Here is a 15,929-nt window from a genome sequence, read left to right as displayed (position 1 = left end):
AGGCACGGGCCCAAGGGCAGGAGGTTGGAATGGATCGCGCGGATATCGTTGATCAGGCCTTTCGCAAGGCGGTGGAAACAGGCCGGTTTCCGACCGGGCGCCCGGCGGCAGGTCCCCTGTCTGACACGTTGGCCGTTGAGCTGTTTCGCGCGCAGGTTCTGAGCCGCAATCTCGACCGCCGCTCGCGCAGGATACAGGCCGCGGGTGAAGGCTATTACACGATCGGGTCCAGCGGGCATGAAGGCATGGCCGCCGTGGCCGCGGCACTGCGCCCGGATGACATGGCCTTTCTTCATTACCGCGACGGTGCGTTTCAAACCATGCGATCGGCACAGGTGCCCGGCACCACCCCGGCCTGGGACATGCTCCTGAGCTTTGCCACCTCGTCCGAGGATCCCTGTTCCGGGGGGCGGCACAAGGTGCTGGGGTCAAAGGCGCTGATGATCCCACCGCAGACCTCAACCATTGCCAGCCACCTGCCCAAGGCGGTGGGGGCGGCCTATTCGATTGGACTGGGCAAGCGGCATGATTGTGAGCACAAGGTGCTGGCCGATGACGCGCTGGTGATGTGTTCCTTTGGCGATGCCTCCTCAAACCACTCCACCGCGCAAGGGGCGATCAACACCGCCTGCTGGACCGCGTATCAATCCGTTCCCCTGCCCCTTCTGTTTGTCTGCGAAGACAATGGGATCGGCATTTCCACCCGCACCCCGCGCGGCTGGGTGGGGGCGAATTTCTCGCATAAGCCGGGGCTGAAATACTTCCACGCGGACGGGCTGGATATATATGACACCTACCGGGTGGCGCTGGAGGCGGCGGAATATGTGCGCACACGCAAGAAGCCTGCCTTTCTGCATCTGTCACTGGTGCGGCTTTACGGCCATGCGGGATCGGATCTGCAGCAGGCTTACCTGAAGAAAGAGGTGTTCGAGGGCTGGGAGGCGGATGATCCGCTGTTGCATTCCGCGCGATTGCTGACCCAAAAGGGCGTGTTGTCGGCTGACGAGGTTCTGGCGATCTATCAGGAAAGCGAGGACCAATGCGCGCGCGTGGCCGAAGAGGTGATCACCCGGCCACGGCTGAAAACGGCACAGGGTGTGATGGCGTCCCTGATCCCTCCCCCCCGCATCTGCGCCCCCACCAACGGGCCGGACATGGCAGCGAGAGAGGCAGCTTTTGGAAGTGATTTCAAGGCGCTGGATACGCCGCAACCGATGAACAAGCTGCTCAACTGGGCGCTGACCGATCTGATGCTGGAGCATGGCGAGGTTGTCATGATGGGCGAGGATGTGGGGCGTAAAGGCGGCGTTTATGGTGTGACGCAAAAGCTGATCGACCGGTTCGGCCCGGACCGGATGATCGACACGCTTCTGGATGAGCAAAGCATTCTGGGGCTGGCAATCGGTATGGGGCATAACGGGTTCATCCCGATGCCGGAAATCCAGTTCCTCGCCTATCTGCACAATGCCGAAGACCAGCTGCGCGGCGAAGCAGCGACACTGCCGTTTTTCTCAAACGGGCAGTTCACCAACCCGATGGTGATGCGCATTGCCGGGCTGGGTTATCAAAAGGGCTTTGGCGGGCATTTCCACAATGACAACTCGCTGGCCGTGTTGCGCGATATCCCGGGCATCGTAATCGCCTGCCCGTCGCGCGGCGATGAGGCGGCGATGATGATGCGCGAATGTGTGCGGCTGGCGCGGGAAGAGGCCCGCGTGGTGGTGATGGTGGAACCGATTGCGCTTTACCCGATGCGCGATCTTCACGCCCCCAAGGATGGCGGTTGGATGCGCCCCTACCCCGCGCCCGACCGGCGGATCGGGCTGGGGGAAGTGGGAGGCGAGGGCGATGGCCCGCTGGCAATCCTGACCTATGGCAACGGGCGCTACCTCTCGACACAGGCGGCGGCAGATCTGGCCGCAGAAGGGATCGACACGCGGATCATCGACCTGCGCTGGCTGGCGCCGCTCCCCACCGAGGGGATCCTGCAAGCCCTTGAAGGCACAGAAAAAGTTCTGATCGTGGATGAATGCCGCATCACCGGCAGCCAGTCCGAGGCGCTGATGGCGCTCCTGCACGAGAGGACCGATCTGCCCCACGCGCGCCTCGCGGCCGAGGACAGTTTCATCGCCACCGGCCCGGCTTATGCGGCCACCATGCCGTCGCGCGAAACCATCGCTGATGCCGCGCGCAGATTGTGGAGCGGATCATGACACGGAAGCAAACCGCCATTGTCGTCGCCCCCGGGCGCGGCACTTATAACCGCGATGAGCTGGGCTATTTTGCGCGCCATCACGCGGAGAAATCCGATCTGATGGCCGGGTTTGATGCCTATCGGTTGAGCCAGGGGCAGGAGCCGCTCTCCGCACTGGATGGGGCAGCGCGATTTTCCGGGGCCCGCCATACGCGGGGCGACAACGCGTCGGGCCTCATCCATGCCTGTGCAGTTGCGGATTTCCTGTCAATCGACCGCGACAGGATTGATATTCTGGGCGTCACCGGCAACTCGATGGGCTGGTATATCGCGCTGGCCTGTGCGGGGGTGCTGGATCAGATCGCCGGGCTGGAAGTGGTCAACACCATGGGCACGCTCATGCATGAACACATGATCGGCGGGCAGCTGATTTATCCGTTTGTGGATGAGACCTGGGCAGAGATCCCCGGTGAACGCGCGAGGATCGAGGCCACGATGTCCGAGATCACCGCCCGCCCCGGCCATATCCTGACCCTTTCGATTGATCTGGGGGGCATGCTGGTCCTTGCAGGAAATACCGAAGGGCTGGCGGCGTTCGAGGCTGAAATGCCCGTGACACAAGGGCGTTTTCCGATGCGCTTGCCGGGGCATGCAGGCTTTCACACGGCCATGCAGGAACCGGTGGCGGCTGAGGGGCGCGCCCGGCTGGGGCAGGATCTGTTTGCCCGGCCCAACCTGCCGCTGATTGATGGGCGCGGCAAGATCTGGCATCCGCGGGCCACCGATTTGCACGCGTTGCGCAGCTACACTCTGGGCCACCAGGTGGTTGCCCCCTATGATTTCACCACGGCGCTTCGGGTGGCCGCGCGCGAGTTCATGCCGGATCTGTTCATCCTGCTGGGCCCCGGCACCACATTGGGCGGCGCGGTGGCGCAATCGCTGGTGCGGCAGACCTGGCGCGGATTGCAGAACAAGGCGGATTTCAAGGCGCGACAGGCCGCGGCGCCGGTGGTGCTGTCGATGGGACAAGAGGATCAGCGCACCCGTGTCTGTGGGTAAACTTTCCCTCAGGGCCTCCTGAGCTTAATTCAACTTAAAGTTAACCTCTGAGGGCTAAATATCGAGGTGTCGTGCGAAATAGTTGACGCAGACAAAAAGCTTCTTTCTACTTGAAGTTGGTTTTTCAATAGAGTTTCAGGTAAGCCTTTGGTCAAATTTGCCCCACCGAGTTCCCGGTTACTCGTGCCGCTTTGCGTCGCGCTGGCAACCTTTGTCACGCTGGCCGCCTTTTACCTGTCGCACCGGGAAACACAAAAACATCAGCAACTCGAAGAAACCCGGATCGCCAGCGCCAATTTTGCCGCCCGCCTTCAGACCCATGTGTCGGCGCGGTTTGACACGGTTGGGCTGCTGGCCCGCCAGTTCCGCCAACACAGCTCGGTTGACAGTTTCGCCTTTCAGGTTGAGACCGATCTTTACCACCTAATGTTTCAGGAAACACAGGCGCTGAACTGGGTGGATCCGGATGGGGTTATCCGCTTTGTCACGCCGCTGGAGGGCAATCACGCCGCCTTGGGGCTTGATCTGCGGTCCTTGCCATTGCCGCGGGCTGCATTGGAAGCGGCACGGGAAACTGGGCAGCTTCAGGTCACCCCCCCCCTTGAACTGGCCCAAGGCGGACAAGGGGTTGCGGCCTATATCCCGGTTCAGGACGCCGACGCCGTGATCGGCTTTCTCAACCTGGTCTTTCGCACCACCCCCCTTGTGCAGACCGCTCTTGGAGGGGACGAGGGCGCGGCCTATGCCATTCGCGTCTTTGATGGGGAAACCGAGGTCTTCTCCTCCTCCGTCCGCCCCGGAAAGAACGCGCCGGTGGCCACCCGTGACATCCAGCTGGCCAACCGTGTCTGGCAGGTTCACGTCAGCCCATCCGCGTCCATCAGCACGATCCTGACCCAGCGCCAGAATGTCCTTGCCCTTGTTGTGGGGCTGCTGTTGTCCGGGGTGACCGGTTTTCTCAGTCGCTTGGTGATCGAGCGCCAATTGTCACTGCGTGAAAGCCAGAACCGGTTTCAGGACTTTGCCATGGCCAGCTCGGACTGGTTTTGGGAACTGGACAGAAACCTGCGCCTGCTCTGGGCATCGGACGGTCTGGCGCGTTTTCTGGATCAGGCGCCCAGCGACATTCTCGGGATGGATCCGATCACCCTGCGCAACCCGGCTGATGATCATCCAAAATGGGACGCGCTGACCACGGATCTGAACACCCGACGCCCTTTTAAGAATTTCGACTTTTATGTCGATGTGGGCGGTGAAACCAAATGGCTCCGGGTCTCGGGGGTTCCGGTGCGGGATGACGCGGGAGGGTTTTGCGGCTATCGCGGCGTGGCGACGGACATCACCGAACAGGTTTTCAGTGAAGAAAAAGCCCGCGAGGCCGCCGATCTTCTGGCCAATAGTGTGGAGGACAGCAACGAGCTGTTCAGCCTGTGGGACAGTAAAGACCGGCTGGTTCTGGCGAACCGGAAATTTCGCGACATGCACAGCGCCATCCCGGCCGCCATCACCCCCGGCACCACTTATTCGGACTTTGTGCGGGCAGCGATCAAACAGGGGTACATACCAACCGAAACACAGCACGAGGACAGGTTCCTTGCGACCCGTCTGGCCACACGTTCACAGCCTGATGCCCCCGCGATCGAAGTGACCCGAAATGACGGAACCATCCTGAATATCCGCGACCAGCATATCGCGGGGGGGGCCATTGTGACCATTGCGCAGGATGTCACCGAACAGCGGCGCTATGAAGATGCCCTGCGCGCCAGCCAGGAACGTTATGCCCTTGCGGTTCAGCAAGTGTCGATCTGGGATTGGGATCTTCTGGAGGACAGGCTTTACACCTCCCCCGGATTTGCCAAAAGCCTTGGCTATTCCCATGAAGAGTTCGAGGAAATCAAGCGAAACTCCCTTTCATCTTTGCTGCATCCGGATGATCTGGCCGCATATCGGGCCAGACAGGCCGACCACATAAACGCCCCCGGACAGATCTTTTCCAACGAACACCGGTTCCGCACAAGGACAGGCGCCTATCGCTGGTTCCTGGCGCGCGGACAGGCGGTTGCCGATGGCACCGGCCGGGCGGTGCGATCAACCGGTGTTCTGACCGATATCACCGAACGGATCGAGCTTGAGGAAGAGCTGCACCAGTCGCGCAAGATGGATGCGATTGGCCAGCTGACCGGCGGTGTGGCCCATGACTTCAACAACCTTCTGACCGTGATCATGGGCAATGCCGAATTGATCGGCGAGCAAAGCCCTGCGCCCGCGGTCGCCCCGCTGGTTGAGGCCACAATCCGCGCCGCAAGCCGGGGGGCCGAGCTGACCCAGCGCCTGCTGGCCTTTTCCATGCGCCAGCCCCTGCGCCCCAAACGGGTGGACCTGCCCGCGCTGCTTGACGGGCTGCCGGGATTGCTCACCCCTACGCTTGGCGCCACCATTGACCTTCACCTGCCCACAAATGATGAGGCATGGCCTGCCTTTGCCGACCCCGGACAGATCGAAAACGCGGTGCTGAACCTTGTGCTCAATGCGCGGGACGCGATGCCGGACGGGGGCAAATTGACGATCGACTGTTTCAATCGCCATTTTGACGCCCCACCAGACGAGAAAGAGCTGACATTGGAGCCCGGTGATTACGTGGTGATCCGGGTCACGGATACCGGGACAGGCATGTCGCAAGAGGTGATAAAACATGCCTGCGAGCCGTTTTTCACCACCAAGGGGGTTGGCAAGGGCAGCGGGCTGGGCCTGTCGATGGTCATGGGCTTTGCCCAACAATCCGGCGGTCAGGTGGTGATTTCCAGCCGGGAAGGTCACGGCACCACTATTGACCTCTACCTGCCGCGCGCACCGCAATCCCCGGACACTGCCCCTCAATCGCGTCCGATCCCCTCATCCCGGCCCAGCGGTCGCGGGGAGCATATCCTGCTGATCGAAGACGATCCCGCGCTGCGCCACCTCACCGAACAGATGCTGCACAAGCTGGGATATGCCGTGACACCGGCCGAACATGCCCAGGCCGCGCGCCGACAGCTGGCACGCGATCCCGGAATTGACCTGATCCTTTCAGACGTCGTGCTGCCCGGCGGCACCAGCGGCCCGGCCTTTGTGGCAGAGGTTTTGGAGCATCGACCGGACATGAAGGTGATTTACATGTCCGGCTATCCCGCGAGCATCTTGGAAAAAGAAGGGCACGGGGCGACAAATGAGATCCTGCTGCAAAAACCTTTCAAGATTTCCAACCTCGCCAAGGCATTGCAAAGCAAGTTGCAACAGGACAAGCGCGCTGTCTGAGCCTTTTGCCCCTCAAAGGTTCCGACTTTGACCTTCGGCAGGGCAATGTCGAAACGCTGTAAGAAGCATCCCTATCGTGGACGTTTCGGGACAAACATATGTTTCAAGCCTGCCCCGAAACACTTTGGATCAGATCACCGCGTCAAACAGGGTCCGCAGGTTTTCGCGGGTCAGTTCGACGGGGTTGCCGCCGCAGCTCGGATCTTTGATGGCGCCTTCCACCAGCGCATCCATCTGGTCCGTGCTCACGCCCATCTCGGACAGTTTGCGCGGGATTTCGAAACTGTCGTTGAACTCCTGCACAAAGCTCTGGAACCCCTTGAAGCCGCCATTGACCCCCAGATACCCCGCCACCCGGTCGAAACGATCCGCGATCTCGGCCGCATTTAATTCAAGAACCGCAGGCATACAGACCGCATTCGTGGTGCCGTGATGGGTGTTGAAAATCGCGCCAACCGGATGGGACAGCGCATGGATCGCACCCAGCCCTTTCTGAAACGCCGTCGCCCCCATGGCTGCCGCGGACATCATATGTGCCCGTGCTTCAAGGTCGGTGCCATCTGCATAAGCGCGCGGCAGATAGTCGATCACCAGACGCATCCCCTCAATCGCGATGCCCTGCGACATCGGGTGGTAATGCGGGGACGAGAACGCCTCGACGCAATGGGCAAACGCATCCAGACCAGTGCCAGCCGTGATGAATTTCGGCATCCCCACGGTCAGTTCGGGATCCGCGATCACCACGCTGGGCAGGACTTTCGGGTGGAAGATGATTTTTTTCTCATGGGTGAGCGAGTTGGTGATGATCGACGCGCGCCCCACTTCCGACCCGGTTCCCGCCGTGGTTGGCACCGCGATGATCGGAGCAATCGCATCCGCATCCGCCCGCGTCCACCAATCGCCAATGTCCTCGAAATCCCAGATCGGGCGGGTTTGTCCCGCGTAAAACGCCACCATCTTGCCCAGATCCAGACCCGAGCCACCGCCAAAGGCAATCACCCCGTCATGACCGCCGGCCTTATAGGCCTCAACGCCTGCATGCAGGTTGATCTCGGACGGGTTCGGGTCCACATCGCTGAACATGCCGCGCCCCAGGCCAGCGGCCTCCATGATATCCAGCGTCGCCTGAGTGATCGGCAGATCGGCAAGCCCCTTATCTGTCACCAGAAGCGGGCGTTTGATCCCCGCCTGCGCACAGGCCTCAGGCAGTTCCCGGATCCGGCCTGCACCGAATTTCACCGCGGTCGGATAGGACCAGTTTCCAACGAGTTGCATCTTCATATCCTCATAATTGAAGCGTTTCGAGATTGGGTTGCGTAACAGCATGAACTCAAAACGCACGAAATGGCGTGGGCGTTTCCACGTATTATTGTGCCCCAACAACAAGCAGAAACGCTTTGGATGCCCGCCCCCCCATGGGGAATGTCAGGAAAAGGGGGGCAGGCTGTCCCCCTTACGCGGTCACCTTCTTCAGGTGATAGCTTTTCGGGCGAGTCAGATTGTGAAAACCGATCACGGACAGGCCGCCACCGCGCCCGGTGTTCTTGCAGCCGGTCCAGCACAGGCCGGGATCAAGATAATCGGCCCGGTTCATGAAGACGGTGCCGGTCTCGACCTGATCCCCCACACGGGCGGCACGATCCAGATCACCGGTCCAGAGGCTTGCGGTCAGGCCAAATTCACTGTCATTAATCAAGGCAATCGCCTCGTCATCGGACGAGACCTTCATAATGCCCACCACAGGACCAAAGCTCTCGTCCCGCATCACCCGCATGTCATGGGTCACATTGGTCAGGATCTGCGGGGTCAGATACGCGCCCCCGTCATCCTCGGCAAAACTGTCGATATGGGCCACGGCCCCCTCGGCCAGCGCCTCGGAAATCTGTGCGCGCACCTCATCGGCAAAGCGCACATTGGCCATCGGCCCCATCGTGGTTTCCGGGTCGAGCGGGTTGCCCAGCTTATAGCCTTTCACGATCTCAACCGCCTTGGCGACAAAATCGTCATATAGGCTCTCATGCACATAGATCCGTTCGATCCCGCAGCAGCACTGGCCCGCATTGAACATCGCACCATCGATCAGCGTATCCACCGCCGCGTCCAGATCGGCGTCCTCCATGACATAGCCCGGATCCTTGCCCCCCAGCTCGGTGCCAACCCCGGTGAACGTGCCTGCCGCCGCGCGCTCCATCGCCTGACCGCCGCCCACGGACCCGGTGAAATTCACAAAGTCAAACGCGTTGCCCGCGATCAGATCATTGGTCACATCATGTGAGAGGAACACATTCTGAAACACATCCTCGGGAAGGCCCGCCGCATGGAAGGCTGCCGCCATACGCTCGCCCACCAGCAAGGTCTGGGTGGCGTGTTTCAGCACAACCGTATTGCCGGCAATCAGCGCCGGCGCCACCGTGTTGATGGCCGTCATGTAGGGATAGTTCCAGGGGGCCACCACAAAAACCACCCCATGCGGCACGCGCTTGATATAGCGCTTGAACGTCTCGTCCTCGCCCACCGCAATATCGGCCAGCGCCTCTGCCGCAATCGACGCCATGTGACCGGCACGCTCATTAAAGCCACCGAACTCACCGCCATAGCGGACCGGACGCCCCATCATATGCGCAAGCTCTGGCACGATCTCGTCATTCATCGCACCAACCGCGGCAACACCTGCCATCACAAGCTGCGCGCGCTCAGCCAAGGGCCGTGCGGCCCAGGCCGCCTGGGCCGCGCGCGCGCGCGCCGTCGCCGCAAAGGCCTCGTCCCGCGACAGCACATCGCGCTCGGCAAACACCGATCCATCAATCGGCGAGATACATTTCAATGTCTGTGACATCTTATCCTCATCTTCAGAAACAGCGCCCCCGTTAACCCTGACATCCCTGACCTCATTTTCTGGTCAAAAATATCCCGGGGGGGCCGAAGGCGGGGGCAGCGCCCCCAAAACTCCATTACCGGATCACGCCCGTTCGAAACCGCGCGCCACCTCGTAATCGGTCACAACACGTTCAAAATCCTCGATCTCGACCTCAGCGGCACGCACATAGTGATCCACCGCCTCATCCCCCATCGCAGCGCGCAGCATCGCAGAGCCATGCAGCGCATCGCGGGCCGCACGCAGGTTGCCCGGGATCATGCCCGTCTCCCCCTGATAGACATCGCCCACCGTGGGGGCCTGCAGCTCAAGCCCTTCCTCGATCCCGGCAATACCCGCAGCCAGCATCCCCGCCATCGCCAGATAGGGGTTCATGTCAGATCCCGGAATGCGGCATTCCACACGGATTGCCTTGCTGCCATCGCCACACAGGCGATAGCCCGCAGTGCGGTTGTCCACCGACCAGATGATCCGGGTCGGCGCAAAGGTTCCCTTCATGAACCGCTTGTAGCTGTTGATATAAGGCGCCATGAAATAAGTGTAATCCGGGGCGTATTTCAAAAGCCCGGCCATATAGCTTTTCATCAGCGCCGACATGCCAAGCCTGTCATCCGGATCGAAGAACACCGGCTCGCCATCTTTCCACAGCGACTGATGCACATGGGACGAGCTGCCCACCTTGTCGTGATGCCATTTCGGCAAGAAGGTCACCGCATGGCCCTGCTGCCAGGCGATCTCCTTGATCGCATGTTTGGCAATCGTGTGATATTCCGCCGTGTCCATCGCCGAGGCATATTTGATGTTCAGCTCTTCCTGCCCGGTCTCCGCCTCGCCTTTCGAGTTCTCAACCGGCAGGCCCGCATTCCAAAGGTGGTTGCGGATTGGCCGCATCACGTGCTCTTCCTTGGTGGTCTGCAGGATGTGATAGTCCTGATTATACCCGGAGATCGGCGCCAGATCGCGGAAACCTTCCTTGCGGATCTCATCAAAGCTCTTTTCGAACAGGAAAAACTCCAGCTCAGTCGCCATTTTCGCGTCAAAGCCCATGGCCTCGATGCGGCGCACCTGGCGTTTCAGCATCGCGCGCGGGCTGTGCGGCACCTCTTCATGGGTGTGGTGATCCAGAATATCGCAAAGCACCATCACCGTGCCGTCCAGCCACGGCACCGGCCGCAGGGTCGACAGGTCCGGCTTCATCACGTAATCGCCATATCCCCGCTCCCATGAGGTCGTGGCATAGCCATCCGGCGTCGCCATCTCAAGATCTGTTGCCAGAAGATAGTTGCAGCAATGGGTTTCCTCATAGGCGCCCGCAACAAAATGACCCGCATGAAACCGCTTGCCCATCAGGCGCCCCTGCATGTCCGCAAAACACACAAGCACCGTGTCAACCGCACCGGAAGACACCTGCGATTTCAGGTCGTCAAAGCTCAGATTACCGGACATCATGCCCATCCTTTGTCTGTGGTTGCCCCGGCGCGCTCACGCCGGGGCGTATGAGTGTTCAGCCGTAACGATAGGGTCGGCCTGCCTTCTGCATATCGGCATTATAGCGTTTGAAGATGTCAACCACTTTGGCCTTGGTCGGGCTTTCCGAGGCGATCTCATCCCAGAATTTCACCGCCGCATCTTCGACCTGTGCCCATTCCGCATCCGGGATCGAGGTCAGCTGCATCTTGGTGCCATTCACCCGCAAGCTGGCCTCCCCCCCCCAATACCACCACTGGCGATAGTAATGTGACTGGTCACAGCAGACCCTGAACAGGGTTTGCAGATCTTCCGGCAACTCGTTCCAGCGGCCCTGATTGGCAAAGAAACTGCCGGCCCAGGCGCCCGAAATATTGTTGGTCAGGAAGTAGTTGGTCACATCTGCCCAGCCCACGGTGTAATCTTCGGTGATGCCCGACCAGGCGATCCCATCCAGCTCACCTGTCTGCATGGCGACCTCGATATCTTCCCAGGGCAGCGTCACCGGCACCACGCCGAACTGCGCCAGGAACCGGCCTGCGGTTGGGAAGGTAAACACCCGTTTGCCCTTCAGGTCCGCAAGCGAATGGATCGGGTCCTTGGTGGCGAAATGGCACGGATCCCAGGCCCCGGCCGAGATATGCTTCACCCCGACCTTGGAATATTCCTCGTCCCAGATTTCATTCAGACCATATTGGTTAAACAGCACCGGCACGTCGAGCGAGTAGCGCGAGGCGAACGGGAAATACCCCCCGAAAACAGTTACTTCGGTGGGCGAGGCCATGCTGTCATCATCCGATTGCACCGCATCGATCGTGCCGCGCTGCATCGCGCGGAACAGCTCTCCGGTGGGGACCAGCTGATCGGCGTAATAAAGCTCGATCTGCATCCGGTCGCCGGCAATCTTGTTGAACTTGTCAATGGCGGGTTTCACCACATGTTCGGCCAGCGCCGCACCGGCATAGGTCTGCATCCGCCACTTGATGGTGGATTGGGCAATGGCAGGGGCGGCCAGCGGGGCGGCCAGCGCCCCCACCCCGGCAGTGGTCAAAAACTTGCGTCTCGTAGTCATGTTTCACTCTCCTTGTGGTTCAATCGGCCCCGTGGCGCGGGGCTCTTGTGGTTATTTTCCGTAAACGGTTTCCGGCAGCCAAAGGGCGATCTGCGGGAAAATCATGATCAGCGCGAGGGCCAGCACCATCACCAGTGCGAAGGGGATGATCGAGACATAGATGTCCTTCAACCCGATCTCGGGCGGGGCCATCGCCCGCATCAAAAACAGGTTATAGCCAAAGGGCGGTGTCATATAGGCGATCTGGGTGGTGATCGTGTAAAGCACCCCGTACCAGATCAGGTCAAAGCCCAGCGCCCCCACCAGCGGCACGTAAAGCGGCGCCACGATGACCAGCATCGCAGTGTCATCCAGAAAGGTGCCCATGAGGATAAAGCTCAGCTGCATCAGGATCAGGATCATCCAGGGGCTGAGGCCCAGACGTTCGGTGAACAGATCCTCGATCGCCTTCACCGCGCCCAACCCGTCGAAAATCGCCCCAAAGGCCAGCGCCGCCAGAATGATCCACATGAACATGCAGGAAATACCCAGCGTCGAACGCACCGAGGTTTCAAAAACAGCGCGCGTCATCCGCCCCTTCAGGACCGCCGCAAAGAACGCAGCCATCGCCCCGATGGCCGAGCTTTCCACCAAAGAGGTCCAGCCATTCACAAAGGGAACCATCATCGTGGCAAATATCGCCAGCGGCAGCACGCCGGAAAACAGCAGCCGGTATTTCTCTTTCATATAGATGTCTTTGTGAAAGCCCGGCAGGGTGCGGGTCACAAAGGCCAGGGCGGCCAGGCCAAGCGCCAGGCCAAGCGCGGGCTTGGCACCAATCCCGCCGCTCATCACCAGCATCGGCACCAGCACCAACCCGCCCAGAACGACGTAATTCAGGCGCAGCGGATGGGTGGTAATCTGGTCATATTCCGCCAGATCCTCCGGCGCCATGGCCGGGCCGAGATGCGGCTGCATCCGGGCGCGCAGATAGATATAGACGACAAACATCGTGGCCATCATCAGGCCGGGGATCACACCCGCCAGCCACAACTGCCCCACCGGCTGGCGGGCAATCATTGCGTAAAGCACCAGCACCACCGAGGGTGGCACCAGAATGCCCAGGCTGGATCCCGCCTGAATGGTGCCTGTCACCAGGATCTTGTCATAGCCGCGCCGCAACAGCTCGGGCAGTGCAATGGTCGCCCCGATTGCCATCCCCGCCACGGAGAGGCCGTTCATGGCGGAAATCAGCACCATCAGCCCAACCGTGCCAATGGCCAGCCCGCCTTTCACCGGCCCCATCCAGACATGGAACATCCGGTAAAGATCATCGGCGATTTTCGATTCCGACAGCACATAGCCCATGAAGATGAACATCGGTAGCGTCAGCAGCGGATACCATTTCATCAGCTTCATCGCGGCCGAAAACGGGATCTCGACCCCGCCGGTGCCCCACAGGAACATCCCCGCAATGGCCCCGACAAAGCCGATGGCCCCGAACACCCGTTGCCCGGTCAGCAGCATGACCATCATGCCCGCAAACATCACGGTGGCGATCATTTCATAAGACATTACAGCTCAACCCCACGCAGGCGTCCGATATCGCGGAACAGTTCGGCAAGACATTGCAAGAGCATCAGGAAGACGCCGAAGCAAAGGATGAATTTCACCGGCCACAGATAGGGCCGCCAGGCAGTGGAGCTGCGCTCCAGATAGCCCATTTTCTCACCCGCCGCGGCGGGGCCTTCGGTCAGGGCGGTGGTGAACAGATCCCAAAAGAAGGTGACCGGCTCCAACCCGAAATAGCCCAGGCTATAGGCGGTGGAACTGATCGCCCCGTAAAGCAGGATCCCCAGATAGGTGATCAGGAACAGAACGGTGAACGCATCCACCATGGCCTTGGTGCGCGGCGACCAGCTTGCGTAAAACAGATCCATCCGCACATTGGACTGCATCTGGATCGAATATGGCCCGCCCAGCACGTAATAGGCGACCATCACGAACTGCGCGGTTTCCAATGTCCAGAGCGACGGATTGAAAAAGGTCTTGGAGACAGAGGACCAGAGCAGCACCCCCACCAGCGCAAAGATCAGATACATGGCAATGCGGCCGATAAAGCGGTTCATCGCATCAATCCCCCGCACATAGGCCCGAATGGCGTTAGGCATCGTCGCCTCCTTCCGGTTCAAGGGCTGCCAGCGCCGGGCGCAGCAGGGTCAGGATTTCTTCCGCCATGGCCACCTCATCCGCAGGCGTCGCAACCAGATCATTGCGCAGCTCAATCATGACATTGGCCAGACCATGAGACAGCCCGTGCTGCTTCAGCGAATGGGTGACCCCGTCCGCCGGACCATAGGGTTCATTGCGGGCAACCCGCCGATGCGGCAATGCGCAAGACCGGGCCAGCATGGCATCTGCCAACCGGCTGTCCGCATCATGCAAAATGCCAATCTCAACCGCGCGCGGCGCCCCGTGATAGACCGGCGTGAAACTGTGAATCGTGACTAGGACGGTCTGTTGCCGCCGTGCCTTGCGCGCCGTGATCAGCTCGCTCACCGTATCACAAAAGGGCAGATAGATCTGATCCGTGCGCGCGCGCCTTTCCTGCAAGGACAGTCCCCGATTGCCGGGCACCTCGATCAATTCGGATTTTTCGGGCATGGCGGACGGCGCGTCTGGCGGGCGATTGCAGTCATAGACCAGCCGCGACACCCGGCTGGCGACCATCGGCGCGTCCAGGGCCTGCGACAGGTAAAGCGACACGGCGCGGGCTCCGGGATCCCATGCCGCATGGCTCAGACGATCCTCGTCCCGCAGGCCAAGCCCCTCATATTGCGCTGGAATTTGGCTGGACGCATGTTCACACAGCAACAGCACGGCGCCCGCACCATCACGGTTCACAACCTCAACCGCCTCCTCTCGCGTCAGACCTGAGCCTTCCGGCATCGCAGACCTCCCTAAACCTGCCAATTTTGGAAAAATCTTTTCATGAAGAGATTTTTGTGTCAATAATTTTTCACGTCCGTAATTTAACAGACACGGCACACCCTTTTCTTTCAAGGCCCAAACGCCTAAGAAACATGCGTGTCGAACAGTGGAGGAGCCGTTGACCAAGCCACCAGCCACGGTCCGTGACCTGATCCGCGCGCACTATCCCACCCTGACCCAGTCAGAGCGGAAGTTCGCTAGCCTCTTGCTTGAAAACTACCCGGCGGCGGGGCTTGCTTCGATCACCATCGTCGCTGAAAACGCCAATGTCTCGACCCCCACCGTGGCGCGCATGGTGCAAAAACTCGGCTTCAAGGGATATCCGCAGTTTCACCGCGCGCTGCTGTCAGAGCTGGAGGCCAAAGTGTCCGGCCCGACCAAGCGGCGTGACAACTGGGCCAGCGATGCGCCCGAGGGGCATATGCTGCACCGGTTCTCGCTTGCGGTGACCGACAACCTGCAACAGACCTTTTCCAACCTTGACCCGGCCCAGTTTGATGCGGCGGTCCGGCAGCTCGCCAATACCGAAGGGCGGCTCTATGTGGTGGGCGGGCGGATCACCCGCGCGCTGGCGGATTATGCCTTTACCCATTTCCAGGCCATCCGGCAGCGGGTGACCCACATGACCTCCTCCTCTGCCACATGGCCGCATTACGTGCTGGACATGGTCGAAGGGGACACGCTGCTGATGTTTGACGTGCGGCGATACGAGACCAACCTGCAACGGCTGGCGGAGCTGGCCTCGGAACGGGGGGTGAAGATCATCCTGGTGACGGATCAATGGGCCAGCCCGATCGCCACCGTGGCTGATCACATGTTCAATTGCTGGGTGGAAATCCCGTCCGCCTGGGATTCGAACATCTCGTCCATGATGCTGCTGGAAGCGATGATCACCGCGACGCAGGAGGAAAGCTGGGACAAGACAAAGGAACGGTTTGACCGGCTGGACGAGCTGTTTGACATGACCCGGTTGTTTCGCAAGTTTTCCTGACCGCTAA

11 protein-coding genes are annotated in these 15,929 nt (G+C 60.5%); 4 read left to right on the top strand and 7 right to left on the bottom strand.

Features of this window, described 5'->3' with window-relative positions; all coding sequences use genetic code 11:
• The first annotated feature begins 29 nt into the window (after window positions 1–29).
• The 3 genes from AKJ29_RS05865 to AKJ29_RS05855 all read left to right on the top strand — a co-directional run bounded on the left by AKJ29_RS05865 (window position 30) and on the right by AKJ29_RS05855 (window position 6,547).
• Window positions 30–2,213, top strand: coding sequence for a dehydrogenase E1 component subunit alpha/beta (locus tag AKJ29_RS05865; RefSeq protein ID WP_055188787.1), 2,184 nt, complete (start codon window positions 30–32; stop codon window positions 2,211–2,213).
• Window positions 2,210–3,253, top strand: a complete 1,044-nt coding sequence (locus AKJ29_RS05860) for an ACP S-malonyltransferase (RefSeq protein ID WP_055188786.1) — start codon at window positions 2,210–2,212, stop codon at window positions 3,251–3,253. The genes AKJ29_RS05865 and AKJ29_RS05860 overlap by 4 nt, the downstream gene beginning before the upstream one ends.
• Window positions 3,254–3,436: 183 nt before the next feature.
• The gene (locus tag AKJ29_RS05855) at window positions 3,437–6,547 is read left to right on the top strand and encodes a PAS domain S-box protein (protein WP_055188784.1); all 3,111 of its coding nucleotides are present in this window, start codon (window positions 3,437–3,439) and stop codon (window positions 6,545–6,547) included.
• Window positions 6,548–6,676: 129 nt separating this feature from the next.
• On the opposite strand, the gene AKJ29_RS05850 is transcribed toward AKJ29_RS05855, so the two are convergent.
• The 7 genes from AKJ29_RS05850 to AKJ29_RS05820 all read right to left on the bottom strand — a co-directional run bounded on the left by AKJ29_RS05850 (window position 6,677) and on the right by AKJ29_RS05820 (window position 14,889).
• On the bottom strand, window positions 6,677–7,822 hold the full coding sequence (locus AKJ29_RS05850; RefSeq protein WP_055189074.1) for an iron-containing alcohol dehydrogenase: 1,146 nt from the start codon (window positions 7,820–7,822) through the stop codon (window positions 6,677–6,679).
• Between the two features lie 178 nt (window positions 7,823–8,000).
• On the bottom strand, window positions 8,001–9,383 hold the full coding sequence (locus AKJ29_RS05845; RefSeq protein ID WP_055188782.1) for an aldehyde dehydrogenase family protein: 1,383 nt from the start codon (window positions 9,381–9,383) through the stop codon (window positions 8,001–8,003).
• Between the two features lie 123 nt (window positions 9,384–9,506).
• Window positions 9,507–10,868: a glutamine synthetase family protein gene (locus tag AKJ29_RS05840; protein ID WP_055189072.1), complete on the bottom strand. Its 1,362-nt coding sequence runs from the start codon at window positions 10,866–10,868 to the stop codon at window positions 9,507–9,509.
• Window positions 10,869–10,926: 58 nt separating this feature from the next.
• A complete protein-coding gene (locus AKJ29_RS05835) occupies window positions 10,927–11,961 on the bottom strand; it encodes a TRAP transporter substrate-binding protein (protein ID WP_055188780.1) in 1,035 nt (344 codons plus the stop codon).
• Window positions 11,962–12,012: 51 nt separating this feature from the next.
• Entirely contained in the window at window positions 12,013–13,515 is a 1,503-nt protein-coding gene (locus tag AKJ29_RS05830; protein ID WP_055188778.1) for a TRAP transporter large permease, read from the bottom strand.
• Window positions 13,515–14,111, bottom strand: coding sequence for a TRAP transporter small permease subunit (locus AKJ29_RS05825; protein WP_055188776.1), 597 nt, complete (start codon window positions 14,109–14,111; stop codon window positions 13,515–13,517). Before AKJ29_RS05825 ends, AKJ29_RS05830 begins: the two co-directional genes overlap by 1 nt.
• A complete protein-coding gene (locus tag AKJ29_RS05820) occupies window positions 14,104–14,889 on the bottom strand; it encodes an N-formylglutamate amidohydrolase (protein WP_055188774.1) in 786 nt (261 codons plus the stop codon). The genes AKJ29_RS05825 and AKJ29_RS05820 overlap by 8 nt, the downstream gene beginning before the upstream one ends.
• A 160-nt stretch (window positions 14,890–15,049) precedes the next feature.
• Between AKJ29_RS05820 and AKJ29_RS05815 the strand changes: the two genes are divergently transcribed.
• Window positions 15,050–15,922, top strand: a complete 873-nt coding sequence (locus AKJ29_RS05815; RefSeq protein ID WP_055188772.1) for a MurR/RpiR family transcriptional regulator — start codon at window positions 15,050–15,052, stop codon at window positions 15,920–15,922.
• Window positions 15,923–15,929: the final 7 nt, after the last annotated feature.

It is taken from the genome of Aliiroseovarius crassostreae (assembly GCF_001307765.1).
Taxonomy (GTDB): domain Bacteria; phylum Pseudomonadota; class Alphaproteobacteria; order Rhodobacterales; family Rhodobacteraceae; genus Aliiroseovarius; species Aliiroseovarius crassostreae.
The sequence above is the reverse complement of the archived record's forward strand: the minus strand, read 5'-3'. Positions and strand labels throughout refer to the sequence as shown.